The organism is Marivita sp. (assembly GCF_017643905.1).
In the GTDB taxonomy this organism is placed as follows: domain Bacteria; phylum Pseudomonadota; class Alphaproteobacteria; order Rhodobacterales; family Rhodobacteraceae; genus Marivita.
This window is the reverse complement of record NZ_JAEPMO010000036.1, coordinates 1-24,735: the sequence shown is the minus strand read 5'-3', so window position 1 is coordinate 24,735 and position 24,735 is coordinate 1. Positions and strand designations below refer to the sequence as shown.

The window sequence follows — 24,735 nt, the reverse complement described above, 5'->3', positions numbered from 1 at the left end:
TTGCCCGAAGGACTTGCAGAGTGAGCGATTCCATCCATTTCGACCCAAGTGACACGGTTCGTGTCGGTGCCCGCCGGTTCGAGCAATCTCCGTTCCGGCATCTTTGGGAGACCCCCGAAACACTCATGGGTGTCTATGCGGGGCGCTTCTACGCCAAGCACATCGGTGAGGATGTCGACGCCTGCTACTGGAACCTGCGGCGCAAGGCGATGCTATATGACGTGCCCGAACGCCCCGTCGAGATCAGCGGACCGGACGTTGTGCCGTTCCTTGAGCGCATCTTCACGCGGCGGATCGGCGACCTGAAACTCGGTAGAGGCCGCTATGCCATTGCCTGTGCGCATCACGGGGGCCTCTTCATCGACGGCGTTCTCTTTCGCCTGGAGGAGAACCGTTTCTGGTATGTCCAGCCCGATGGCGCTCTGGAGACTTGGCTACTGGCTAATTCCGAAGGCTTCAACATCACCGTCAGCGACCCGAGATCCCGTGTCCTTCAGGTTCAGGGCCCGAAGTCCTTTGCCATCCTGCAAGGCCTGACAGACGGAGCCATCACCGAGAAGATGGGGTACTTCCACTCCGGCTTCTTCGTCATTGCGGGACAAGAGGTTTACGTGTCGCGCACCGGTTGGACGGGAGAGATTGGTTACGAAATCTACACGCAGGCCCAGACCGACCACCAAGCCCTCTGGACGCGGGTCATGGCCGTCGGAGCACCGAATGGCATGAAGTTCGGTTCGGTCGCATCCATGGGTATTCGGCGTATCGAGGCCGGCATTCTTGACAGTGGCACCGACTTCGACCTGACGACAAACCCGTGGGAAGCCGGTCTTGGCGCCTTCGTCGAGTTGGATGCCCAAGAATTCATCGGTCGCAAGGCGCTTCTGGCGGCACCCCGTGGGCGCAGGCTCTTCGGCTTGACCTGTCCGGAGGCTCCCCTGGACGGTTACCTCATCTTCGACGGGACGGAGAGCGTGGGCCACGTGACGGTTGGAGCAAAGTCTCCGTTCCTCGGAAGAGGAATTGGTTATGCGAGAATGGACAGCGCAGGCGACTGGGTCGGGCGCGAGTTGGTCGTGCGTGCGGACAAAGGGGCCACAATGCCGTGCACCATTGTGGATCTGCCATTCTACGACGCAGAAAAACGCATCCCGCGCGGATTGGACAGAACTATCCCCTGATCCTCTGGCAAAGGCGCGATAATGACGCAAAGCAAGCATTAGCCACTTGTTTGACTTCAACTTGGCATGGAGACGCGTCCCTCCACCCAATTCGCCACAATCATCCCCGGCACGGCCGCCTGCGCGCGCTCTGCATCCCGCGCCAGATCCAGCCGTTTCGACAGCTTCACCTGCGGCACCAAAAGAAAGATGGGCACCGTTGCCTTGCCACGACCCGTCTTGGATCGCGACGCAACGCCCAACCCGCGGCTGTTCAACCGCCCGTCGGCCACCAAGAGGCTCGGGCCGCGTCGACGATAGACGAACCGCAACCGTAGCCCCCGCCGCCGTTCCCATTCCCCAGGCGTGATGCGCCCACCTTTCAGGCCTTTGCCGGCCGCCGCGGTCGGTATGGCTAGCCAGAACCCATCTTTCGAGCGGATCAGTGGTCCCGTGTCGTGCGCGCCCACGATGACCGGAGCCTTCGACCAAACCAGCGCAGAGGCTTTCAAGCTTTCACCGGCCTTGGGATAGGTCTGGCTCCGGATCGAATTCGCAAGCCTCCGGCCAAGGCCCGCTTGGGTGATCTGCCCGCGCCAGGCGGATTTCAGGTCGGTTCCGGTTTCGCGCATCGCAGCGCTGACAGCCTTTTCGCCGGCCTTGATCTCGGCGGCCATCACGGCGACGAGGTGGGGTGTGATGTCCAGGCCCAATTTCATGCGGGGGTCAGTTCAATGGTCCAAATGAGCCGCTCGCGGTCACGGCGCGGCTCACCCTGGATCAGGAAGGTTTCGTCCCCGACCAGGATCTGCTCCTGAGGTCGAGGGTCTGGAATATCCACCACCCGAACATCGATCCGAGTGGTGTCTGACATAAGCCGCGCCGATCCGAACTCGGTGATCTCATCGGGGCGGCGCAAGATGCCCCGGGCGCGCGTAAACTGCCCTTCGCTGTCTCGATGCCAGATCTCGACCGAGAGATTGGCATCGAGGAACAGCACCCCGAGAGCGTCAGTGAAGGCGCTCATCACGTCCGCTTTGCCGTTCGTAGGACTTGCGGACGCGTACAGATCGGCAGCGGATTGCTCTCAATCTCAAGGCGCACCCACTCATCCCGCTCACGATCTGGGATCATCCGCGCATAAAGCGGAAGGCCTAAAGTATTGACCGTCTCGAAAGTGTCGGCCGGGGCGAAGTAGATCTCGAAGAGACCCTCGATACCTTGGGGATAGAAAAAGGCCTTATCCGTGGGCACCCCGATATTAGAGTTGCCCCCATATCGGCGGAAGGTGATGCCGCCGAAGTTTACCTCATCCACCACCCTGCCCCGCAACTCACTGGCTGCGGCAGTATTGAGATAAGTTTCACGGATCTCTTTGTGAGCCACAAGATCGGCAAAGAAGGCCGATCCACATTCTGCGCGGAGGTTCACTGGCCCCATCACAAGGCCGCCCAAGCTCTCCTCAACACTTTCGATCAGCGCCTGACATTTCTTGCGCAAGACCCCCGATCCTGGCGTGGCATTGTCGAGATCAAAGTCGATCTCTGCCGCCGGTGTAATGCCAAACTCATCTGCGAAGTTGATCACAACAGCCCCATCACGAGGATCTTTCACAACACCTTGGAGCGCATTGAGGAGATGGTACTCAAAGGTGGCCTCTGCATCCGCCCGGAGCCGCCGCATCCTGCGGGCTACTTCGACTTGCGCCTGTTGCGTAACGCTTTCCGAGCCAAACTCACGGATGCCTTGGATTTCTGAGGCCCAGAGCACGTCCTGTTTCTTGAACTGACGGCAGACAAAAGCGCGGACTTGCCGGCTTTCAGGTCGCTGCTGATCATAGCCAGAGCCCCGCTCAGAGAACGGGATCAGAGATAAGGTCCCGTCCCGGCTTTCAATGACAACTGTGCGCGTTCTGACGCCACGCTCGCCAAAAAGCCCCGAGCCAGAAAGAGTGGCTGGCTTGAAGGGGATGTTTTCCAAAGCTCGGGTGAGCTCAATAACAGAGAAGGCGTCGCCTTCAAAAATATCCATGGTGGCCATGCGCCAACCTCCGTGCAGCTATTGATGTTTTGAGAACGCGATATCAGCGCAAGATGATCCCAACTGCAGCAAGCGCCGTGATGGCTGCAGTCATCTGAGCGTCTGTCGCCCCCGCCGGGAACGTCACTTCACTCTTGTTCAAAATGGCGGGGCCTCGCACGAGCGCCACGGCCTGTCCGTCCGCACTTGTGGCATCAAGGCCGTCCCAGAGAATACCGGCAGCATTCTGGCTGCCGTTCGTGGCCGCCGGCGCGAGCTCGGTGTATTTGCCGCCCGTGGTGATCTTGCCGAGCACTGTGCCAGGCTCGAGCTTTCCTGCGCCAGAGGCCACGGTGATGGTTTCTCGAGTGTAATCGCGGAGGACTTCCCAGACGAGGAAGCCGCCCGCGTGTTTGGTCTCGGATAGCGTCGTCATAATGCGTTAGCCTTTCGTCTTGAAGGTGCGGGCGATCACATCGCCCCAGGATTGGGTGGTGGCCGCGCGCCCGGGCTGGGCATGGGCCGCGGTGATGTCAGGGGTGGCTTCGGCCTTTGCCGCGAGAAGGCGGTTGCGGACCTCGTCGAGGCCCACGTCCTCCTCAAGGAACCGACCCGCCATTTGCGGCTGACCCGCGAGGCGGCAGAGATCGATCACGGCGCGCGCATGCGCGATGGCCTCGGTGCGGATGGCACTAGCCTCTGGCGCCGTGTTGTCGACTGCGACACTGCTCTCGGACGGGACGGAGGAGCTGGTGTTCACATCAGAAACACCCGCGTCCCTGTTCTGCGGCGGCGTGATTTCGTTCGGAGGGATGTTGTCCTGTCCAACATCCCCTTCGAGATCGTGGGCTCCAGCCGCGTCTGCCTCCGATCCGCCGTCCGTGTCAGAACCGTTGGATGCCTCGATGGTTTCGCTCGCCTCAACCACTTCCGGCGGCGCATTACGGAACCGCGCCACATCAAAGGAGGCCGCGAGTTTCACGGGCTCGGCGATGCGGTCGATAAAGCCCAAATCCAGCGCATCCTGTGCATCAAGCCAGGTCTCTGCCGCCATCAGGGTGGCGATCTCGTCGTCAGACTTGCCTGACTTCGCGGCATAGCCCTGAATGAGGCTGCCTTTGACCTTGTCGAGGGCCTCGGCCGTGGACCGCATATCCTCGGCCGTGCCTATGACCAACCCCGAGGGGTCATGGATCATCAGGAAGGCGTTTTCCGGCATGACGATCGTATCGCCCGCCATGGCGATATAGCTCGCCGCTGAGGCCGCGATGCCATCGATCCAGACGGTGATCTCGCCCGCATGGCGCTTCAGCGCGTTGTAGATTGCCACCGCGTCAAAGACCGAGCCGCCGGGGCTGTTGAGGCGCAGATCGATGGCGGCATCGTCGGGCAGCGCCCCGAGTTCGGCCAGAAAGCCTTTCGCCGTGACGCCATAGGCGCCGATTTCGTCATAGATCAGCACTTCCGTGCGAGATCCTTGCGCTCCGGAGGCCCGGGCGCGGATCGTGTACCAGGATTTCATGGGATTACTCCTGCTCAGATGTCGTGGACGGCGCCTTGCCATCCTCTTTGGGGGAATTCGGGTCTAGGATGCTCGTCGGTGTGACCCGTGCGCCCTGCGTTTCGCCAGGGCTGCTTGTATACGTGAGACCCAACTCTTTCATGCGAACTGCATCAGCCGCGTTTTCTCGGTCCACTTCTTCAATGTCATAGCCTGTGGCCTCGACCACCTTGCGCCGCGAGGTGATGCCCGCTCCCATCGCCAGCACCTGTGCCTGGATGTCTTTCAACGGGTCGACCCAGTCCCAGCGGGGCGGGATCCATTGGACGGATCGGGCCGCAACCGGATCTGCATCCAAGGCGCCCGAGAGCACGGCCGTTTCCAGCCAGCGCCGCCAAATCGGGCGACAAAGCTGGTGGGCGATGACCCCGTGCTGCAACTGGCCAATGCGGCGGCGGAACTCGACCAGTTCGGCCCGCAGGCTGGAATAGTTCGCCTGCCGGACATCGCCGGTGACGAGATGATAGGGCAGCCCCAGCGAGGCCGAGACCGCTAAGAGCGTGCGGTATTGGAACGCCTCATAGCCACCCCCGACATCAGCGGGGCTGGAGAATTTCACATCCTCACCCGGCAGCAGCACCTGCATGGTGCCCGGCTCGAGGCTGGCGATCGCTGCTCCATCGAGATCGGCTTTACCTTCGCCCATCATCGGGTCTTCGGGCGCCGTCTTGGTGATGAACCCTGCAAACATCGCAGCTGTCTTTTTGCGGTCGAGTTCTGCGTCGTCGTATTGGTCCAAGAGAAAGAGCCGCACCATGGCAGGCGCCACATGCGGCAGGCCCCTTATCTGGCCTGCATCAATCGGCCGGTAGATGTGCAGCACCTCCTCAGCCGGCACCCGCACCGTCTCTGGCAGCGCCACCCGCTGATCCGTGCTGTCGCCCGGATGGCGGCGACGGAAGTGATAGGCCACCCGCCGCCCAATCAGGTCGAATTCGATCCCGCAGCGAATGCGGTTCCCGTTCGGCTCCGTCTCGGTTTTCTCGAAGGGCAGCATCTCAGATTGCAGAAGCTGCAATTGCAGCGGCACCAGTAGCCCGTCCTCAGCGCGACGCGGGCGCATCCGCACAAAACACTCGCCTGCGACGAACATCTCGCGCGCGACCATGGCCTGCAGGCCATAGAAATCGGTCAGACCATCGGCATCCGCCTCATCCGTCCAAGCGAGCCAGAGTCTCTGCACCTGATCACGCAGCGCCGCGTTCGTAATGAGCGAGGACGGTTTGATCCCGTCGCCAACGAGGTTCGCGGCAAAAGCCTCGCATGCGTTCGCTGCGTAGCCGTTGGTCACCACCAACTCACGGGACCGAGCTAATAATCGCGGGCCGCCAGAGGCAACCAGCGCGTTGATGTTTTCTAAAGGCGGGTTCCAACCGCGCAAACGGCGCTTGGCCATCGCCCCCTCAAGCCGCGCGCGCATGGCTTCAGGGCCGCCCGGCTTGGGGCGGCGGAAGAGGTCGAACAATGCCATGTTAGTTAGAGGCCCTTGGTCGTAGTGACGCGGACCTGACGCACGATCCGCCTCCCCTCGGCCGCCGCGATCTCACGGTTTAGGGCCTCAATCGCCCGATCGATCTCGGCGACGCTGCGATAGTCGACAGTCTTTCCATCGTAGCTGACGCGGGCCACGCCGGAGGCGCGCTGTGATGTCAGGGCCTCCCGGCGGAGTTTCAGTGTCGCTAAATCCACCATGCCCAAACTCATCCCATGTATGTTGACCGCGCAACGCGGCGTACCTGTGCCTTGCGTACAGATTGCGGACCTGTGGCAGAGGCCATACCCCTGCCATCAGCGACCTCAAACCGCGCCGCGAGTTCTTCCCACCTCGCGACTGACCAGCGATCGGCTCCGAGGATCCAAGCGGCTGCCCGGGCATAGACACGGCAGTCGAGTGCCTCGTTGCGTTCCCTCAGCTTTTGCCATTCGAGTTTCGCGAAGCCACGCTTGTTCTTGACCGTGACCAGCTGCTCGGCCGTGAGCTGCTTCAGCCATTCAGCGTCGACCCAGCCCGGAAGATGCACCGTTCCCGCCGGGAACGAAGCACCGGCGGCGATCTCTTCCGCCGTCGGGCGGTCCTGACGCAGGAAGCGATAGGTCTCGGCCTTAAAGGTCGAGGTCGCCACGGACCAGAGCCGCGCGCCGCGGCGCAGGCGCTTGCCGCCGATCGTGGCATCGACATAGGTCGGCCCCGTCACTGGGCTGGACCGGTTGAACCCCTCAAGTCCCTTGACCGGGGCGACCTGTGCAAATCCGACCTGACGTGCCCAGCCGTAGACGGCGCTGGTCTCGTAGCCAGTATCGATAGCGAGCCGCGCAATCGTCATGGCGGTGCCGCTGGCATGCTGCCAGGTCCGCCCAAGCAGATCGGAGAGTTTATGCCAGCACGCCGGATCGCCCGGGCCGCCCTCGATGACGATGTGATCAATGAGCCAGCTTTCGAGGCCTCGCCCCCATGCCCAGACATCAACTTCGATCCGATCCTTCTGAACATCGGCCCCGGCCGTCAGGAACATCCCACCCGCAGGCACCGTGCTCGGTTTCCACTCCTCCCGCCGCTCTGCCAGCCGCTGCCAATCTGGCGCCTCGCCGGTCTCGAACCAGGTCTCGCCCAGAATGGTATTGCGAAATGCCCGCATCGCCTCTTCATTGCCCTGTGCCGATTCCCAGGCGCGGGCAATCCGCGCCCAAGAGAGCCAGCCGATCGGCGAGTAAAGCGCCGAAAGGTGATAGCCGACCGTATTTGGATCGGACGACTGCGCTGTTGCCCGCCATTCCCCGGCGGCGAGCATCGCCGTCTTGTGGTGCTCGGCGATGGACGCCTCGCAACCCTCGCAGTGGTATTCGGCGGTCTCAGGCTGGCCCTTGTTCCAGCGCAGGCGTTCAAACCGAAGCCATTGTTCCTGGCCACAATGCGGACAGGGCACGTAATACCGCCGCTGATCGCTCGCCTCGAACTCGCGCTCGATGCGGCTCAGCCCCCGGATCGTGGGCGTCGAGATCAGCAGTGCCTTGCGCCGATGCGCAAACGTCAGCGAGCGGGCTTCGGCCAGGCTGACCGGATCGCCTTCTTCATCAGCCGAGGCCGGATAGGCGTCGACCTCATCCAGAAACAGATAGCGTGCAGGCGTCGATCGCAGACCCACCGCGGAGTTCGCCCCGGTCATGATCAGAATGCCGCCCGCGAATTCCTTCGACAGCATCGTGTTGCCGGCATCCCGCGAGCGCGCGGGCTTGATCCGTTCGCGCAGCTCCGGGCTTTCCTCGATCAACGGGTCAATCCGCTGGCGCGAATTGCGCTTGGCCAGTTCCACGGTCGGCTGCACCGCCAGCATCGGACCCGGCGCGTGGTGCATGACAAAGCCAATGAAGCAGTTGCCCGCTTCGGTCGCGCCCACCTGCGCCGCCTTCATGAACACAACCCGCTGCACCGGGCTTGCGGGTGAGAGCGCATCCATGATCTCGCGCATAAAGGGCGTGCGCGCCGTCCGATACCGCCCCGGTTCCGCCGACGCGCGCGAGGACAGCCAGCGATGCTTGTCGGCCCATTCCGAGACCGTCAGGTCGGGATCAGGCCGGATTCCGCGCGACCAGGCGCGCAGCAGATCCCTGGCACCATCAAACCCGGCGACATCGTCACCCAAGACCAGTTCTGATTTCGGCGAGGCTGTCGAGTTGGGCGCGGACATGAGCTTCCAGAACTTTCTGCATCAGCGCCGCCTCCACCGTCACCTCTTCATCCAGGGCCGCCGCCAGTTCTGACGCCATCAGCGCAGCGACCCGCGCGGGCCAGGTCACCCAAGCATCGCGTTCCTCTCGCGCCAACCGAAACATCAGCGTTTCGGCCCTTGCTTTGTCGACCAACTCGCCTTTCAGCTTTTGCAGCCGGATCCGGCGTTCCTGTGCCTTTAGCACCTCGTTGGCGGTCTTGGCCTGCAGGAACGTCGTGCCGCCGCCCGCGACCGGGGCGGGCAGACCTTCGTCGCGCAGCGTTTCCCCGACCGCAGCCACGGCAGCCTCTGGGACAGGTTTCATCTTGGGGGCGGTGGCTTTAGGGGCGCTTGGCGTGGCGCGGGATTTCGACGGATCGGTCATCGTCGCGCGACGTTCATCACTGGCTACGGCGTCAATGCTGCCATCAGCAAAGAGGACCAGCCGGCCGGTATCCTTGGCCTTCTGAATCGCGCCGCGCGACAACCCGACATGGGCGGCGTATTGGCGCTCGCTCATGCCTTGCATGCGGCTCTCTCCCAATTATTCGTTGCCGAGCCCCTCACCCATCCATTTCGGGATATCTCGGCTGCCGTGAAGGACACGCCAGACATCAACGTGTTGGTAGGCCTCGGCGTAGAAAACAAGCCAGGGAAAGCCTCGCAAAGGCCACGCCCTCAAGCCCGGCAAATCCAACTCATAGGCGTAGCGAAGCGATCCGCTCGCAGGATGCGTTGACAGATGCCAATAGGCCGCCTCCAATGCCTCAATAAACCGCAGCGCGACATCCTCACCCGCTTCCTGCAAATAGTACGTGAGAGCGTCATCAACATCCTGACGGGCGCGCGCTCTTGGCACGACAGGCTTGCCGCTCACGCCTTGCCCGAGCTCGAAACACGGGCGCGCAAGCTCGCGAAATAATCCTGATCGATGGGCTCACCCGCTGGCGACGCTGCGCCCTCAAGCAGCAAACCGCGCAGCCTCTGACGATCCTGATCCTTGCGGATCAGCTCGCGGACATATTCGCTGGACGTACCATAGCCGCGTCCGGTGACCTGTTCATCAACATAGGTCTTCAGCGCATCGGGCAGGGAGATGTTCATCGTTGTCATGCGTCCGATCTTACCCGTCTTGCCAAATTTTGCCAAGAGCCTTGCTATGAGGTCGAAGGGCGTTGAAACCTACAACTTGCAATGTTCACATTAGCACCAGAGAGAGAAACTAAAGCAATGTAATTGCTGCGAATTAAGTTGATTAACCGCCCCTGCAGAGCGACCGTCTCATCAGTCCAAAACTCGATCGGAGACGCGCTCATGACCCTCGCAGAACGCTACAACGCCGAAGCACAACGCTTGATGCCCCAGCATGCCGACAGCCTAGCCCTCGACCCCAGCATCGATAACGCCGGTCACATCGACGAGATCGTGTTCCGCCGGAGCGAATACCTCGGCGGTATGGCCGCCGTTCTTCTGGCGTTGACCGCGGAACAGAAGTGAGGATCCCGCTATGAGCACGCGCGCACAGATCGCCATTCAGATTGGCCCCGAGGAATGGGCCCACACTTATGTGCACTTTGACGGCTACCCCAGCCACATGCTGCCCGCACTGGCTGCATGGACGCCCGAGGACATTCTCGCAGCGAAGGAAATGCGGCAGGTCACCGCTGAGGCGCTGGACTGCTTCGACCCGCCGCGCGCGCCAATTGTCTATCCTGAGCCACGTTGCGATTTCTCCCACACCTACATGTTCACAAAAAGCGGCTGGGTCGAATGGAGGGCGGGCCAATGACCACGTACCCCTGCCTTCCCAGCCGCAACGAGGATTACGGTTTCTTCCGCACCCTGACCGTCTGCCCCCAGCGTGACCGCCGCAGCGCGGAGGTCTGGACGCTCGCGTCGCGCCTGATCGCCGAAGCCATCCGCGCCGACAGCGAAGATGAGACGATCGGCATCCGCGATTTTCTGGACAGCCGGATAGGACGGCATTTCGCCGATGATGTGGTCGGCAACATGACCGGCTGCAACATCGGGCTCGAGCCCGCCATCGCCGCCGCAATCCGCCGCTGGCAGGGCTGGCGCACCGATCGCAAGACCGAGCGCGAGCACGGCATCCCCGCGGGGCTGCCCTACCTGACCGGCTGGGTTCAGCACTTCGGTGTCGCCGCGAGCATGGCCCAAAGCGATTGATCCCGCACAGCCCGGTTCTGACAGCCCGCGCAGGCGGGCTTTACCCGGTAGAAGCCCCCCGCATGTCGCGCGGGCCAAAACCGGAGACGACCCATGACCCAGATCCAGCTGTCCGACACCCAAGCCATCATTCTTTCCGCCGCTTGCGCGCGCGCGGACGCAATGGTGTTTCCCGTCACCGCCAGCATCAAGGGCGGCGCCGTCGGCAATGTCTGCAAAAGTCTTCTGAAGCAGGGCTTGATCGAGGAAACCCCGGCAACCGACCTCAACACCGTCTATCGGCATGACGAGGAGCGTGGCCCGATCACACTGCGCGCCACATCGCTGGCCTACAGCATCCTCGGGATCGCCGACAATCCGGAGGAGCAGTCAGGCGGCCCTGAGCAGAACATTGCCACGCCAGAGCCCACGCGGCGGCGCAGCGGCACCAAGCAAGAGGCGGTGATCGCCATGCTCTGCGCCGAGGGTGGGGCGACGATCGAGGAGATCACGGCCGCCACGCAATGGGCCGGACATACGGCCAGGGGCTTCCTCTCCGGCGCGCTCAAGAAAAAACTGGGTCTGACCGTTACCTCCAAGAAGGTCGAAGGGCGTGGAAGGGTCTATCGGTTGGGCTGAATCACTTCGCTGCTCATCCCCACGGCCCGCTGCGTGCAGACCTTCGCGTCGCGTGCCCACTTCGCTTTGGGGTTCGCCGGTCTTGCGCCATGGCCTTCAGCGCTGCCACCCGGTTCTGCGTGCTAGGGTGCGTCGCGAAGAGGTTGTCATACCCATGTGCATGAAGTGGGTTGATGATGAACATATGCGCCGTTCCGGGGTTCCGTTCAGCCATGTGGTTGTCGAGCCGAGCAGCCAATCCCGAGATGCGGGTCAACGCAGAGGCAAGCCACAGCGGGCTGCCGCAAATCTCGGCGCCGATCCGGTCGGCCTCGTACTCGCGGCCCCGGCTGATCGCCATCTGAACCAGCATCGCGGCCAGCGGCGCCACAATCATCATGGCAATTACGCCAAGGATGCCCATCGGCCCGTCCCGCCGACCACCGAAGAACATGGCGAAGTTTGCAAGCATCGAGATCGCACCAGCAAATGTCGCGGTCACGGTCATGATCAGCGTGTCATGATTACGGATATGAGCCAGTTCATGCGCAACCACGCCTGCGATCTCTTCATGACTCAGGTTTCGCAACAGGCCAGTCGTTACGGCCACGGCTGCGCGATTGGGGCTACGTCCCGTAGCAAACGCGTTCGGCTGATCGGTATCGATGATGTAGAGCGCTGGGATGGGCATATCGGCCTTACGCGACAACTCGATCAACATCTCTTGCAGCGCGCGCGCATCGGGACCTGTTGCAGGGCGCGCGCCATGCATCGACAGAACCATCCTGTCTGAGTTCCACCAGGTAAAAAGATTCATGCCCGCCGCGAACAGCAAAGCAAGAATAGCCCCTGAACCACCGCCCAACATCCAGCCCACGCCCATGAAAAGCGCTGTCATGACCGCCATCAGCATGGTGGTTCGTATGTAACCTGCCATTTCCGTATCCTCCTGCGATACGGAACAAGATATGGGCAGCCGACGGGGCATGCACAAGCAGGTCAACGGGTCGTTGAACTCGGCGTCTTGCATCCTGTGAAGTCCGGGCGTCGCGGCCTGCAGCCCTCAAACACCCGCCGCAAGACGTAGGACCGGGCGATGCTCACCACCGTGAATACCAAACCCATCTGAAGATTTTGCGCCAGCGTCGTGTACAGCCCGAAGATCGGGAAGATCAGAATCTGCGTCATGACCGCAACGCCGTAACCGACGATCACGTTGGCGATGGACTCGATCAGTGACATAAGGCGGGACTGATTCACGCGGCCTCGCGCTCCGCTCTCAACGCACTAAAGGTCATCTCGCTGCCCTCTACAATCGCCTCATTGCCGGTGAAGTTCTGCCAGCGCTCAACAGCTACATCGACATAAGCCGGGTTCAGTTCGATGCCGTAACAGACCCGTCCTGTCGTCTCGGCCGCAATCAGCGTGGTGCCTGATCCCATGAACGGCTCGTAGACAGTCTGACCTGAGCTCGAATTATTGAGTATCGGCCGGCGCATGCACTCGACCGGCTTCTGCGTACCGTGCACGGTGGTCGCATCCTGGTCCTTGCTGGCAATCTGCCAGAGCGTGGTCTGTTTGCGGTCACCGGCCCAGTGGCCCTTGCCCTTCGCGCGTACCGCATACCAGCAGGGCTCATGTTGCCAGTGATAATCGCCGCGGCTCAGCACCAGACGCTCCTTGGCCCAGATGATCTGGGACCGGATGTTGAAGCCGCAAGCCTCAAGGCTTTCTGCAACAGTCGCCGCGTGCAGCGCGCCGTGCCAAACATACGCAACATCGCCGGGAAAGAGCGACCAGGCCTCTCGCCAATCGGCACGGTCATCGTTCAGCACCTTGCCAGTGCGCTTGGTGTTGGCAGCACCGGCTTGGTTGCGCCAACTCGGATCGTAATCAACTCCGTAGGGTGGATCGCTTATGAGCAATTGGGGTTTCACCCCATTTAGAACCCGCTCAACATCTGTGGCGACCGTACTGTCGCCACAGAGCAGTCGATGCTTGCCGAGAACCCATAGATCGCCCGGACGGCTGACCGGATCCTCGGGCGGCTCGGGAACGCCGTCTTCAGCTTCATGTGCGCCCCCCTCTGTCTCACCATCGCAGGCGAGCAACGCCTGAAGATCGCCATCGTCGAAGCCGATCAGCGACAGGTCGTAATCCTCGGCCAACAGGTCCTGCAGTTCCGCCGACAGCAGCGCCTCGTCCCAGGTCCCGAGTTCCGTCAGCTTGTTGTCCGCGATGCGATAGGCCCGGCGCTGCGCCTCGGTCAGATGACCCAGCACGATGACGGGTGCTTCGACGAGCCCGAGCTGCGTCGCAGCTAGGACACGCCCGTGCCCCGCGATCAGCTCACCGTCCTCGCCGACAAGGCACGGCACGGTCCAGCCAAACTCGGCCATGCTTGCGGCGATCTTCGCGACCTGGTCGTTCCCATGCATCTTGGCGTTCTTCGCGTAGGGCTGCAGGCGCGCAAGCGGCCAGTGCTCGATCCGCTCGGGGGCGAAGGCGAGGGTCATGGGTGTGATCCTGTACGATAGAGTGGCGCGCGGCCATCGACGGGCGGTGCTGTGGATTCCAAGAGCGGGGTCCAGCTGGACTCCGCGGGTGGACTCCGGAGGTGGCTTCCAACTGGACTCCGGAGACCACCAGGTATCCACCTGCGGAGTCCAGTCAGACGTTTGATTTTGCTATTCTTTCAGGCGATCCGGGGTGGATTACGAGCGGGGTGGACTCCCAAAAAAATCGCCCTGACGCTAGCGAAGTTCCGGGCCTCGCCCCCCCGAATACAGTCACGAACAGGAGGGACCCGTTCAATTTCAATGGGTTAAGAGGCGCAACATTTTGAGCAGAGACAGTTTTTTTCGGGAAAATCGGTGACCGTTTGCCACCGAAAAACATCTCACGCATGAGAACACAGAAAGCTGTGTCCAGTCCGGCGCTAAGCGTCTGACCGGACACAGCAAGAGATCGTCAAGCTGCGTATGCGGCCCGCTCGAACGCCTGGTAGGTCTTCATCCAACGCGGCTCAACGAATGGCAGCGACTGGGTCATGATCACTGCAGCTAGATCCGAGGTGGGATCGAACCAATAATGGCTATTCAGAACCCCTGCCCAGCTCTGTGATCCTGCGCGCCTCATGCCCGGAATGTCTGCCTCGTTCCGCATGAACCCGAAGCTGTGGGTTTTGGTCGTGCCCGGGAACGGATCGAAGTCGGCGGTGACCGGTGGGGCGACCGTGACCATCTTCTCAAAGGTCAACGGTCCCATGTGGTTCTCCAACATCCGGGTGACGCCCTGTTCGCTCAGAACCCGATGACCATTGAGTGCGCCTCGGTTCAGGAACATCCGCAGGAACTTCATGTAATCTTCAGGGGTCGAATACAGCGCGTGCCCCATACCGTAGACTTCAGGATCAGACGGGGGTGCCAGATCAAAGTCACCGAATTGTCCGTCCTCTCCCCGCGCCTTTATCCCAGCCAAGCGGGGGGCCATGTGATCTCTTACCTCAACGTCCGTGTCCGACATTCCAAGTGGCCCGAAGAGATTTTCCTTGAGGAAAGCGTCGATCCGCTTGCCGCTAATCTTCTCAACCATCAATCCCAGCCAGTCGATCGAAGGCCCGTATCCCCAACGCGTCCCGGGGTCGGTCATCATCGGATAAAACATCGAGGCCTTCAGGCCAGACAGGATCGAAACCGTTCCGGTCTTTTCCATGAATTGCCCAGGACCAGCGTTCCAAAACTCATATTCGAGCCCGGAGGTGTGCGTGGCGAGCTGCCTCGCTGTAGCCTTGGACTTTGGCGCGCGCAGCACCGGCGTATCGCCGTCCCAGCTTTCCAGCACCTGGATATCCGCGAATTCGGGTAGAACCTCTTCCACAGGCGTGTCGAAGTCCAACTCACCCCGATCGATCAGGATCATTGCGGCTGTGGATCCGACTGCCTTCGTCATCGAGAAAATTCGAAAAACAGTGTCCGTGGCTGCGGGGCGGCCGGGTGCTGCATCTCCCGATGCACCAGACCACGTGATGCCCTGTGCATTGCCCGTCATGCCGACGAGAAAGGGTGCATCTTCGGCCGAGACAGCCTCATCCAGAACTTTCTGCAGTGCCATTGTTTTTTCAACCTCCTCCAGTGATGCGACCAGAGTGGCGAGGTTCTCCTGATGCGGTCAAGCTCTATATAATTTTGGGTCAAGACCGACGGACATCGGCATATCGCTGCAAGCCAATACAGCGTTGCATGGAACCAAAACGGGGAGAGACGTCTCCGCGACGTACTCTCCCCATCATATGCTTCACATAGCATGAAATTGTTGCATTTGTCGAAAGGAAAAGTGTTGCAACACTTTATGCAGCTGCAGCATTGAGCCGGGTCGCGATCTTGGTCAGCGCAAGCTTGTGCTGCCGCCAAGCGGTGCTGCGATCTACGCCCAATTCGTAAGTGATCTCCTTCCAAGGACGCCGGGCAGCGCGCCACCAGATCAATCGACGTTCGTCCTCGTCGATCCACAGCACCCAGTCAAAGGTCTGCTCCAGCCGCGTGATGGCAGAGGCCGATGGCCAGACCCGCATGGGCTCGGGCTCCATCTCGAGGATCTCCTTTTCCGACCGCACGATCTGCGGCCAGGCGTTGAAGTAGCCCTGCACCTTCACCGGCGGCAGCTTGCGCAGAGTGCGGAACGCTTCCTCGAGATGATCGGCAACATCCTCGGCGGTCCAGTTGCGTTCAGCCATTACGCACCTCCCTAGCCGAGGGCACCGCTCCGTAGAGCTTTTCCCCCAGCTGGCGAACCAGCTCGCGTTCCGGCCAGGTGAGCCGGTGATCATCGACGCTGACTGCCAACACGCCCTGCTCGTGCCAACCATCGCGCTTGATCTGATCGGGGTCACGGCGTTTGCCGCCGTAACCTTTGGGAGTGAAGGGCATACCCATCAGGCCAGCCCTCCTTGCGTCTCAATCGCCCAGAGCAGGATGGCGACGGCATCCGCCTCGTTGTCATCAGTGGGACTAAAGCCGCGCTTGCGGGCGGCATCGATCATAGCCTGCTTGTTGGCATTGCCCTGGCCGGTCAGAAATTTCTTGATCGTGCCAACTGGTACGCCCTGGTAAGGTACGCCCCGAAGCTCCGCCCAGGTTTCCAGCGTAGCCATAAGGCCGCCATAAACATGGGCTGCGTCAGTACCTGCGTGCCGACGCACTTCTTCGAAATAGATGGCTTCGATCGGGCCAGACAGACGGTCAATCTCCGTGAGCCAGTTGGTGAAGCGTAGGTAGCGCATGCCGCCGCCATCGTAGCGGCCAGGCTTAAAGCTGACGGTGCCGGTGGTGATCAGACCTTCATGGCCGCGGATCGCCCAGCCGGTGGTTGTACCGAGGTCGAGGGCAAGGACTGTTCGGCCGCGCTCAGGCGGTAGCATTTTCGGGGTTGCGCCGACATCGGCGCTGGCGAGAGTCAGGTCAGCCATGGGTGGTCTCCTTTTCTGGTTGGCTGCTTGGGGCGGAAGACGACGGCGGTTGATGCTTGGCGGTACCGGCCGCCGTCGTCGGATGCAGATCTTCTGGGCGCCAAGGCGGCGCGCGTGCAGACCCCCCTGGGGGTGGGAGTGGGAGAACACGCCTTGCGGCGTTCTCCCCCACCCCCGAAGGGGGTGGGTTTACAACACCTAGTGTAGGATGCGCCTCCAAGTGATTGTTGTAGATGAGAACTTTGCAGTTTCGGACACCCGAAACCTGCACCTCAGCCCAATCTGATTGAGGCGTATCTGCTGCGGTCCCTGCGTAAATCTGCAGGGGTAGTTTCGGAAACACCCCCAAACTGATCACAGCTTGAACCTGCGTAATCCTGCGGTGCCTTGACGGGGTAGTTTCGGTTTGAGCCCGAAACTGGTCGAAACTGGTTTCCGCGCACATCTGCGCAACAGGGCTGGTCAGCGAAATCATGTCCGCTCCCCCTCGGGATAGACCCAGATTTGAGGGTTCTCGACCTCAAGAACGGCACCGGTCTGGGCGGATTTGTAATGCGTGGGCAGCACGGGTGTTCTGATCGGAGACACTTCACCGGTGTCAGGATCGACCTCCTCCCCCTCCATCGGGATGGCCATGCCCTCGACGCACATAAAGCCGAACCGCGAGCGTGATGGCCCCAAACCATACGCAGCGGCGTCTTGTACGAATTTGATAAACCCTTGAGTTGCGAGCACCCCAATCCGGCTTCGGATGGCATCTTTGCCCCCAAGACCGCCGGTGTTTTCGAAATTTTCGGCAAACTGCGTGATCGTGTAGAGCCGTCCCTCTGCCGCCTCGTCGAGTAGAAGCCCCAGGATCACATCATGCTTTCGGACTCGCTCGGCATCGAATTTCGCGCCGACTTCGGCCCTGACGAGCCGCTCGTTCATTGGGTTGATCTCGACCCACTCGCCCTTGACCTTGTCGATGATCTTCGACGCCAGCGCAGGCCCATTTCGCAGTTCGATCTCCAGCTTGCGCTGCGAGTTGTCTTCCTCGGGCCGGTGGAGGATCAGCCCCGAGGTGTAGAACCCGCGCAACGCGCTGGCGCCGGAGAGCGCGAGGAACGGATCGTCCTTCACCTGCTGCTTGCTCAGCTTCTTGGTGTGGTGAACGAGGATCACCCCGCAATCGGGATTGATATGGTCGCGCAGAACCTCAACCCGATCCTTTAGGAAGAACATCATCGCACCATTGTCGTTTTCGCCGCCGCCCTCTGGGCCGCCGTCAAAAAGGTTCCGGATCGGGTCGATGCAGATGATGTCGATGGGTTCGGCCGGAAAGGCGCGCCGGATGGCCCCGGCCACACGCACACTCCCCTCGGTGTCGAGAAGCATCTTTAGCTTCGGCGTGGCAACCAGGTTGTCGCGTGCGGCCGTCAGGAGACGCGGCGGCAGGCTGATCTGCTGCATGCGCTCGCGCAGGTAGTGATATTGGATCTCGGCCTGCAGATAGAAAATGCGCAGCGGGCGCGGCGGAGTGAAGCCAAGGAAGGGCTGCCCGGCGGCCATGTGCACGAGCCAGGAGATCAGAAGATCGCTCTTGCCCACCTTTGGCGCGCCGCCCAGAACCAAGAGCCCGCCCGGCGTCAGCACGCGCGGTGCGATGATATCGGCCGGCATCGGCGTCGTGTCATCAAGGAGCGCGCCGAGCGTGAAGGTGGGCATCTCGTCTGGCACAGGCGCGGCGCTGTCGAGCCGGATGAGCGGCGGTCCATGCTTTTCGACATGGATGGCCCAGAGGCGTTCGGACTCGCGCTTGAGCCGTTCCACAGGCCACTGGGGGCGCAGCATCGCCGCGTTGTAGCCGCAGATCGCCTCCCACCCATCATCCTTCGAAAGGCGGCCGTCGTGCACCATGCGGATGAAATAGCCGATCGCAGCCGAGGCGCCCTCGAAGCGCGACCAGTCGTCCTGACCGCCTTCGCGCACCGGCGTGACCAGCACCTCATCCACACGCGGCTTGTCAGGCGTGGTGAAATCCGGTGCGAGGTTCACGCCCGGTGCAGGCGGCATGTCAGCCACCGCCTCGATGAACTCGCCGAGATCGCGTTCGCGCTCGGCGTTCAATTCGACGATCTGGACCTGGGTCTTGAGGTTGTTCTTGTAATAGACCGAGCCCGCGACCCGGATCGGCTGGTGGGCGGAGCGGAAATGCATATCGCCACCGACCTTGGCGGCAATATCGCCCCGCAGGCGCGTCACGCGCGCAAGGTCGCTGCCCTCGGCAGGTTCGGTGAGTTTCCACCAGACATGGGCCTTGCGCTGTCCCTCAGCCGTGATGCCACCGCTTTCCACAACCATGGTGGGCGGGCCGAGATGGCGTTCAAGATGAGCGCGCTTGGCGGCAATGTCTCCATTGTCGATGTCGACCACCACGGCCTGCATCTGCAGCACCTCAGCGGCCTTGGCTTGCCCTGCGGCAGCGACCGTGCCGGGGATCACATAGACGGCCGCACCCTCGCGCGACGCCCAATTGGCGAAGGTCGCCATCTTGTCGGTGGTGTTGTCGCAGGCTTCGATCCAGATGTTGTGCGGGCGCCCATCGATCCCTTGACCTTTGTCGATGAAGCTCCGGACCGGGATTAGCCCGTCGCAATAGCCGAAGACCACCTCCATGAACTGGGCGATCTGTTCAGGGTCTGGCTCATCGCCGAAGACATCGGCCATGGGCCCAGCATCGTTGAAATCGCGCCACGGATTGAAATGGATCAGGTTTTCCTTCGGTGGCTCCGTCGTTTCTGCACGGTCATCATGATCGTGAGCCATTGTGGCATCCTTCCCTGTGTCGTCGTTTTCGGGCGGGTCCTTCGGGGCATCGCTCATGTCGGCAGGCTCCAGCAGCGTTCGGCCCAGGAGCAGAAACGGCATTCGAAGAAGTCCTGATTGGCGGCGAAGCGGGGCAGCAACTCGCCCGCGTCGGTGGCGCGCAAGATGCGCACACCGCGATCGGACATGCGCTGCGCCAGCTCGGCGTCGAACGGCACCTGCTCGTGGTAAAGCTCAGCCGTGTCCTTGTTGATCGCGGTGAAGAGCGCCGGGTTGGCGGAAATCCCCGGCACCTGCGCTTCCATATAGGCCTGATAGACGGCGATCTGGGCGGCGTAGACAGGCTTTGATTTTGCCACGCCGTCCTTGACGCAGGCGCGCCAGTTCTTCGCGTTCATCGTCTTGCATTCCCACAGCGCGGGAACGGCGAGACCGAAGCCCTCGGGCCCGGCTGCAATGATGCCATCGGCATGACCGCGGATGCGCCCGTCCGCGACAGAGAAGCCGAACTGACCGCCATCAGGGCGGTTACCCTTCCGCGTGTAGAGGTCAAAACCCGCAGCGCGCAGCCAGGCGACGGCCAGATCCTCAAGCGCATGGCCAATGGCGAAAATCCGCAAAGACTGGCCAGAGAAATCCTTGCCGTCGTCCTTCGGCGTCGCCGTGAACTCGAACTGAAGAGCGCGTTCGCAGGCATGCCCAAGGCGGGAACCGCCGAGATAGTCACGGGGCGTGCGGGTGGCGTTCTCAGCCGCGATCGCCGCGTCGATGGTCTCATTGATCCGCTCGTCTAAACTGGGAGTTCGGTTATAATCCAGCATCAGAAGGGCACCTCCGACTGGCTGGCGATCTCGACCATCTCGGCGCGGAAGGCCTCGATGGTGACCACGATCAGCCGATGCATGTCGCCCCGGGTCAGCTGGCTCAGTGTCCGGTCCCAGCCGATGTGCTCCATCTCGGGCGCAAGCGCGCGCATCACGGCGGGCAGCGCCTGAGTTTCCTCTTCGGTGAAATCAACCATGCTCAGTCCTCTTTTCGCTTTTCGGTTGAATGCCGACTGGCACTGCATCGAGCAGAACCAGCGGGATCTGCGTTTGCCGCGGGGCTTGTTCGGATCGAACCAACCAAAGCCGCGCGTGCGAGACGTGCAGACGGCGCAGAGCGTGCCGCGCGGATGCCAGAGGCGATCAAAGCCCGGGCGATCCGCAGCCTTTGCGGGCGGGGATTGCATTTGCGCGACATGGCTCATGCAGCCGCCCGCGCGGTTGGTGCCGCAGCCATGATCAAGCCGCGAATCTCGCGCTTGTTGAAGGTGAAGGTCATCAGCGCGGAGGCCTCGTAGCGGGTCAGGCCGTAATCGCTGCGCGCAGCCGGCGTGAGATATTGCAGCTGCTTGTCGGTGGCGGGCTGGCTCAGCCAGCCGCGGGTCTTGAAGGCGCTCTCGTCGGTTTCATGCGCGTTGAGCCAGTCATCGGCTTGAGCGAGGCATACCGACCGCTCGCCGATGCCCAGAAGTCGGGTCTGTGCCCCTTTGCGGCCGCCGACCGCGTACCATTGGCCCTCAAACCAGAAGATGCCGCCCCAAGCCGTGAAGCCCGTGGCCATCAGCGCATCCTCGGACCCGAAGAGATCGACCCATTCGAAGCTTGAACGCTTCAGGAGATCGATTTCCGTCATGACAAACCCGGACAACGCCCCACCGAGCGCGCGCTCGCGGGTTTCAGCTTCATCTTCTTCGTCGACCAGCACTTCCCCGCAGATCGGGCATTCCCGGCATCCAAGTGGGATTTCGGCTTGGCACCCCGGGCAGGTCTTGGTCGGGGCCTCACCATTTCCAGTGCTGCCGTCGAGGTCGACATCCTGTTCCAGCGTGCCATGGGTCAGGCTCGAGGTGCCGAAGTCGAGGACAATGCAGTCGGTTTTGACCACGCCCGGGAACTCGGCCGGATCGACGATTCGCAAGCCCCGGCCCACCATCTGGATCATGGTCGATTTGTAGGAACTGGGCCGAAGCAGCACGACGCACGACGTGGGCGGGTGATCCCAGCCTTCCGTGAGCACGGCCACATTTGTGATAACGCGGATTTTGCCGGCGGCGAAGGCGGCAAGGATGTTGCGCCGTTCCTCACCGGACAGATCGCCATGGATCAGGCCAGTTGGGATGCCGGCCGCGTTGAACGCCTCGGCCACATGGGCTGCATGGGCAACGGTGGAGCAGAAGACGACTGTCGGGCGGCCTGCCGCCTTTTCCTGCCAGTGGTGGATCACCTCCTCGGTGATCGGCGCGCGGTCCATGATCTCGGCCACTTCGCCCATGTCGAAATCCGACACGGTCTTGCGCACAGCCCGCAGTTTGTCTTGCACGCCAACATCGATGACAAATGTGCGGGGCAGCACCAGATGCCCTGAGGCGATCAATTCCCCAAGCCGGACCTGATCCGCGACATTGTCGAAGACCGAGCGCAGGCCCTTCTTGTCGCCCCGGTTCGGCGTGGCCGTCACACCGAAGATGCGGGCGTCGGGATTGGCATCGCGCACATGGTCAATGATGCGACGGTAGCTGTCGGCGACCGCATGATGGGCCTCATCGATGACGAGCAGGTCCAGTTTCGGCATCGACGCCAGGTTGCGTTCGCGCGTCAGCGTCGGGACCATGGCGAAGGTCACCTGACCGCCCCAGGACTTGGTCGTGGCATCCACCACGGAGGTGATGATGGCCGGATTGACCCGCCCGAACTTCTCCCGGTTCTGCTCCGTCAACTCGTCGCGATGGGCCAGCACGCAGGCCTTTGCAGTGGTGTCGCCGATGCTTTCGCCAGTGACCGCCGAAAGCATGATCGTTTTGCCTGCCCCGGTCGGAGCGATGCCAAGCGTGTTGGCTCGGGTAGCGAGCGCAGCAAGGCTGCGCTCGACGAAGAGTTTCTGGCGGGGACGCAGTCGCATGGCCGATCCCCTCACTCAGCCCAGCTGGGCCGGCCGGCGAAACCGGGGCTGGCCTGGGGCTGCGACGGGGTTTGGGCAGGCTGTTGAGGGGCTTGAGGCGCGGTGCCATAGCCGTGCCCCGTCGGCGCTGCCTGTGGCGGCGTGCTGGCCGGGGCATTGTAAGGCCTGGCCTGCGCACCAGGCATAGCGGATGCACCGAGGCCCATCACGGACGCGTAATCGCGATGGTTCGGCGCCAGTGCGCTTTTGATTTCGTTCTTTTCCTCACCATTGGTGTCGGTGCCGACATCGATGCGGGCGACAAATTCCAGACCATCAAGTTCATGGAAGCCGGCAATCCGGCGCCGCGCTTGGGCCTCGGGCGAGTTGTCCTTGTCGGAAATCCCGCGAGACGAGTTGAGGATGCCCCGGATCAGGCTGCGCCCCATATTGGCCCAGTTCGGGCCATTGGGGCTGTAGAGCCCGATCATCGACCAGATCTTGCGCTTGGCGTAGGGCCCTTCGAGCACCGTGAATTCGGCATCGAGATAGACAGAACCCGTGCCGCCGCGCTTGGCATAGCCGCCGGTCCAGCCTTGGGCTGGATCGTCAAACCCGCCCGGGCGGATGGTCAGGCGCACCTTGGCGAGCGTGCCCTTGGGGATCAGGTTGATGTTCGACTGCGCGTCGTTGAAATCGTTCCAATGTCCAGACATGGCTGGGCTCCTTTCAGCTGGATGGGGTGTCGGAAGGGGTGGTCTGCGCCGGAGATGGCGCGGGCAGCTGTGGCGGCTGGTAGGTCAGGCGCCGTTCAGCGGGCACGAGGGGGCCGCGGATCTTGTCCATCAGCTGGCCCAGATGCGGGGCCTCGAGAAGCTCCAGGCGGCCAGAACGGTCCTTGGCCGGGTAGCCCCAGGCGTTCAGCGTCTGGCAGACAAAGCCGCGCTTAAGCTGGCCATCCTCGCCCTTGATCTCGGCCATGGTGATGACCTGATCGACGATGCCCGGCAGCTCGAGACCGGTCTTTGATCCATCGATCTGGGGCACGAAGACCTTACGATTGAAGTCATCGAGCTTCTCGTCGAGGATGCCCACGAACCAGACATTCTTGCCGCGCGTATGCTGCAGATGGGTCAGCCAGGCGATCATCTCGCGCCCGTGCAGCCCGTAGGCGCCGCGCACATCGGGCTTGCCGGTCTTTTCCGAGTGCGCCTCGGGCTGGCCCTTGCACCACTGAAAGCACAGCCGCCCGGCCACGGTGATCGAGTCGATGAAGACCGTGTCGTATTTGGCGAGGGCCTCAGGATCACCAAACTTCTTGCAGACGGCCGCATAATGCGCGGGGCTATAGGCTTGATCATCGCGCAGTGCCGGGTTTGGCCCACCGATGAACACCGCAAAATCACGACATTCCGTCCAGGTCCGCGGCCGGACGGCGTCGATCGCCAGCCCTTCGATGGCCAGATCGCCAGCTTCGAGATCAAAAAACAGCGTGGTTGAGGCGTTCAGCGTCCAGAGCAGGCTGGTCTTGCCAATCCCGGAGCGGCCGAAGATCACGCCCTTGATGCCGCGGGACTCAGCCAGGCGCTGATCAGCGGTGATGATGGGAAGCGCGCCGGTCATGACAGCACCTCACCGGTCATTTCGGCGGCACAGGCGTTGCCGGTTACAGCGGTGTAAAGCGCGTCGAGCCGGTCGGCCTCGGGGAGGCATTCGCGGCCCTTGCGCCGCATGAAGTGCCGCGCGTCATTGAGCAGATCCGGGTCTTCGATCAGGTCCGGGACCGCGACGTATTCCTCGGCGCTTTCGACGAAGTAGGATTTCGAGCGCAGGTCGCGGACCATCGGTGCGAAGGCATCACACCGGTCGGCGAAATCCGTCTGGGTCATCACGTCGTGACGGTTACGCAGGATCCGCTTCACTTTAGAAATGATCCCGGTCCGCAGCATACGCATCGCGCCTTCCGCGCGTGCCTGCGAACAGGTCAAAGGGAATGCCGCGCCCATGATGTCGTCGGCAATTTTCGGGGCATTGTTGCCAAGCTGGGAGGCCACCTCCCAGACGCGTTCGGCAAAGGCTGCTGACTGGCTGTCAAGCATCGAACCACTCCTTGATGTTGGTGAAAGCTTTCGACCCCGCCGCGATGGCCGCGACGTCGAGATGATGAAACTGGCTGCCCTGCGCCTCATTCATGCCCTCGCGGGCCAAGGCGAGAGCGTCGTCCGTCGCCCATTCAGCGAAGGCCCGGAACGTCCCGGTGACATGCTGCCAGGCGGCCTGTTGGGGTGTCGGCGGGACATAGAGCGGGTT

The 24,735-nt window shown here is 62.1% G+C and carries 31 protein-coding genes; 5 read left to right on the top strand and 26 right to left on the bottom strand.

All coding sequences use genetic code 11. From position 1 onward, the window contains the following. Positions 1–20 precede the first annotated feature (20 nt). A complete protein-coding gene (locus JJ869_RS07745; protein ID WP_292265812.1) occupies positions 21–1,178 on the top strand; it encodes an aminomethyltransferase family protein in 1,158 nt (385 codons plus the stop codon). Between the two features lie 56 nt (positions 1,179–1,234). On the opposite strand, the gene JJ869_RS07740 is transcribed toward JJ869_RS07745, so the two are convergent. Genes JJ869_RS07740 through JJ869_RS07690 form a run of 11 tightly spaced genes read right to left on the bottom strand, consistent with a single transcriptional unit; the run spans position 1,235 to position 9,557 of the window. Beyond that, positions 1,235–1,876, bottom strand: coding sequence for a DUF6441 family protein (locus JJ869_RS07740; protein ID WP_292265811.1), 642 nt, complete (start codon positions 1,874–1,876; stop codon positions 1,235–1,237). Then, positions 1,873–2,184, bottom strand: coding sequence for a hypothetical protein (locus tag JJ869_RS07735; RefSeq protein ID WP_292265810.1), 312 nt, complete (start codon positions 2,182–2,184; stop codon positions 1,873–1,875). The genes JJ869_RS07740 and JJ869_RS07735 overlap by 4 nt, the downstream gene beginning before the upstream one ends. Then, positions 2,184–3,197 (bottom strand): major capsid protein, encoded by a 1,014-nt coding sequence (locus JJ869_RS07730; RefSeq protein ID WP_292265807.1) that lies wholly within the window; start codon positions 3,195–3,197, stop codon positions 2,184–2,186. The genes JJ869_RS07735 and JJ869_RS07730 overlap by 1 nt, the downstream gene beginning before the upstream one ends. A gap of 43 nt (positions 3,198–3,240) precedes the next feature. Continuing rightward, positions 3,241–3,612: a head decoration protein gene (locus JJ869_RS07725; RefSeq protein ID WP_292265806.1), complete on the bottom strand. Its 372-nt coding sequence runs from the start codon at positions 3,610–3,612 to the stop codon at positions 3,241–3,243. Between the two features lie 6 nt (positions 3,613–3,618). Continuing rightward, complete coding sequence (locus tag JJ869_RS07720) at positions 3,619–4,698, bottom strand: head maturation protease, ClpP-related (protein WP_292265805.1); 1,080 nt, start codon at positions 4,696–4,698, stop codon at positions 3,619–3,621. Positions 4,699–4,702: 4 nt separating this feature from the next. Continuing rightward, the gene (locus tag JJ869_RS07715; RefSeq protein WP_292265804.1) at positions 4,703–6,208 is read right to left on the bottom strand and encodes a phage portal protein; all 1,506 of its coding nucleotides are present in this window, start codon (positions 6,206–6,208) and stop codon (positions 4,703–4,705) included. Positions 6,209–6,213: 5 nt separating this feature from the next. Then, entirely contained in the window at positions 6,214–6,429 is a 216-nt protein-coding gene (locus tag JJ869_RS07710; protein WP_292265803.1) for a hypothetical protein, read from the bottom strand. Between the two features lie 8 nt (positions 6,430–6,437). Next, a complete protein-coding gene (locus JJ869_RS07705) occupies positions 6,438–8,423 on the bottom strand; it encodes a phage terminase large subunit family protein (protein ID WP_292265801.1) in 1,986 nt (661 codons plus the stop codon). Beyond that, positions 8,371–8,973: a hypothetical protein gene (locus JJ869_RS07700; RefSeq protein WP_292265798.1), complete on the bottom strand. Its 603-nt coding sequence runs from the start codon at positions 8,971–8,973 to the stop codon at positions 8,371–8,373. The genes JJ869_RS07705 and JJ869_RS07700 overlap by 53 nt, the downstream gene beginning before the upstream one ends. Positions 8,974–8,988: 15 nt before the next feature. After that, the gene (locus JJ869_RS07695; protein ID WP_292265796.1) at positions 8,989–9,321 is read right to left on the bottom strand and encodes a type II toxin-antitoxin system RelE/ParE family toxin; all 333 of its coding nucleotides are present in this window, start codon (positions 9,319–9,321) and stop codon (positions 8,989–8,991) included. After that, complete coding sequence (locus JJ869_RS07690) at positions 9,318–9,557, bottom strand: type II toxin-antitoxin system ParD family antitoxin (RefSeq protein ID WP_292265794.1); 240 nt, start codon at positions 9,555–9,557, stop codon at positions 9,318–9,320. The genes JJ869_RS07695 and JJ869_RS07690 overlap by 4 nt, the downstream gene beginning before the upstream one ends. Positions 9,558–9,758: 201 nt before the next feature. On the opposite strand from JJ869_RS07690, the gene JJ869_RS07685 reads away from it, so the two are divergent. From JJ869_RS07685 to JJ869_RS07670, 4 genes are all read left to right on the top strand, one after another. Next, the gene (locus tag JJ869_RS07685; protein ID WP_292265792.1) at positions 9,759–9,941 is read left to right on the top strand and encodes a hypothetical protein; all 183 of its coding nucleotides are present in this window, start codon (positions 9,759–9,761) and stop codon (positions 9,939–9,941) included. A 10-nt stretch (positions 9,942–9,951) separates the two neighbouring features. Next, entirely contained in the window at positions 9,952–10,233 is a 282-nt protein-coding gene (locus JJ869_RS07680) for a hypothetical protein (protein WP_292265791.1), read from the top strand. Then, entirely contained in the window at positions 10,230–10,631 is a 402-nt protein-coding gene (locus JJ869_RS07675) for a hypothetical protein (RefSeq protein WP_292265790.1), read from the top strand. Before JJ869_RS07680 ends, JJ869_RS07675 begins: the two co-directional genes overlap by 4 nt. Positions 10,632–10,724: 93 nt before the next feature. Next, positions 10,725–11,249 carry a DUF3489 domain-containing protein gene (locus tag JJ869_RS07670; RefSeq protein ID WP_292265788.1) on the top strand — a complete coding sequence of 175 codons (525 nt, stop codon included), beginning with the start codon at positions 10,725–10,727 and terminating at the stop codon, positions 11,247–11,249. A 13-nt stretch (positions 11,250–11,262) separates the two neighbouring features. Here the strand turns inward: JJ869_RS07670 and htpX are convergent, their stop codons facing one another. From htpX to JJ869_RS07595, 15 genes are all read right to left on the bottom strand, one after another. Then, a complete protein-coding gene (gene htpX / locus JJ869_RS07665; RefSeq protein ID WP_292265786.1) occupies positions 11,263–12,165 on the bottom strand; it encodes a zinc metalloprotease HtpX in 903 nt (300 codons plus the stop codon). Positions 12,166–12,227: 62 nt separating this feature from the next. Continuing rightward, positions 12,228–12,488 (bottom strand): hypothetical protein, encoded by a 261-nt coding sequence (locus JJ869_RS07660; protein ID WP_292265783.1) that lies wholly within the window; start codon positions 12,486–12,488, stop codon positions 12,228–12,230. Beyond that, entirely contained in the window at positions 12,485–13,744 is a 1,260-nt protein-coding gene (locus tag JJ869_RS07655) for a site-specific DNA-methyltransferase (protein WP_292265781.1), read from the bottom strand. Before JJ869_RS07655 ends, JJ869_RS07660 begins: the two co-directional genes overlap by 4 nt. A 454-nt stretch (positions 13,745–14,198) precedes the next feature. After that, positions 14,199–15,341 (bottom strand): serine hydrolase domain-containing protein, encoded by a 1,143-nt coding sequence (locus JJ869_RS07650; protein ID WP_292265779.1) that lies wholly within the window; start codon positions 15,339–15,341, stop codon positions 14,199–14,201. Positions 15,342–15,576: 235 nt separating this feature from the next. Then, complete coding sequence (locus JJ869_RS07645) at positions 15,577–15,963, bottom strand: DUF6362 family protein (protein ID WP_292265778.1); 387 nt, start codon at positions 15,961–15,963, stop codon at positions 15,577–15,579. Continuing rightward, on the bottom strand, positions 15,956–16,156 hold the full coding sequence (locus tag JJ869_RS07640; protein WP_292265838.1) for a hypothetical protein: 201 nt from the start codon (positions 16,154–16,156) through the stop codon (positions 15,956–15,958). The genes JJ869_RS07645 and JJ869_RS07640 overlap by 8 nt, the downstream gene beginning before the upstream one ends. Before the next feature lie 5 nt (positions 16,157–16,161). Further along, a complete protein-coding gene (locus tag JJ869_RS07635) occupies positions 16,162–16,647 on the bottom strand; it encodes a hypothetical protein (protein WP_292265836.1) in 486 nt (161 codons plus the stop codon). Between the two features lie 519 nt (positions 16,648–17,166). Beyond that, the gene (locus tag JJ869_RS07630) at positions 17,167–19,605 is read right to left on the bottom strand and encodes an AAA family ATPase (protein WP_292265776.1); all 2,439 of its coding nucleotides are present in this window, start codon (positions 19,603–19,605) and stop codon (positions 17,167–17,169) included. Then, entirely contained in the window at positions 19,557–20,324 is a 768-nt protein-coding gene (locus JJ869_RS07625) for a hypothetical protein (RefSeq protein WP_292265774.1), read from the bottom strand. Before JJ869_RS07625 ends, JJ869_RS07630 begins: the two co-directional genes overlap by 49 nt. Then, complete coding sequence (locus tag JJ869_RS07620; RefSeq protein WP_292265771.1) at positions 20,324–20,524, bottom strand: DUF6511 domain-containing protein; 201 nt, start codon at positions 20,522–20,524, stop codon at positions 20,324–20,326. The genes JJ869_RS07625 and JJ869_RS07620 overlap by 1 nt, the downstream gene beginning before the upstream one ends. 224 nt (positions 20,525–20,748) lie before the next feature. Next, positions 20,749–22,446 carry a DEAD/DEAH box helicase gene (locus tag JJ869_RS07615; RefSeq protein ID WP_292265768.1) on the bottom strand — a complete coding sequence of 566 codons (1,698 nt, stop codon included), beginning with the start codon at positions 22,444–22,446 and terminating at the stop codon, positions 20,749–20,751. An 11-nt stretch (positions 22,447–22,457) separates the two neighbouring features. Further along, entirely contained in the window at positions 22,458–23,141 is a 684-nt protein-coding gene (locus JJ869_RS07610) for a hypothetical protein (RefSeq protein WP_292265765.1), read from the bottom strand. 13 nt (positions 23,142–23,154) lie between these two features. Then, positions 23,155–24,048 carry an ATP-binding protein gene (locus JJ869_RS07605; protein WP_292265763.1) on the bottom strand — a complete coding sequence of 298 codons (894 nt, stop codon included), beginning with the start codon at positions 24,046–24,048 and terminating at the stop codon, positions 23,155–23,157. Beyond that, positions 24,045–24,524 (bottom strand): hypothetical protein, encoded by a 480-nt coding sequence (locus tag JJ869_RS07600; protein WP_292265761.1) that lies wholly within the window; start codon positions 24,522–24,524, stop codon positions 24,045–24,047. Before JJ869_RS07600 ends, JJ869_RS07605 begins: the two co-directional genes overlap by 4 nt. After that, positions 24,517–24,735: hypothetical protein (locus JJ869_RS07595; protein WP_292265758.1), on the bottom strand; the 219-nt coding region annotated here is incomplete at its 5' end. The genes JJ869_RS07600 and JJ869_RS07595, both read right to left, overlap by 8 nt.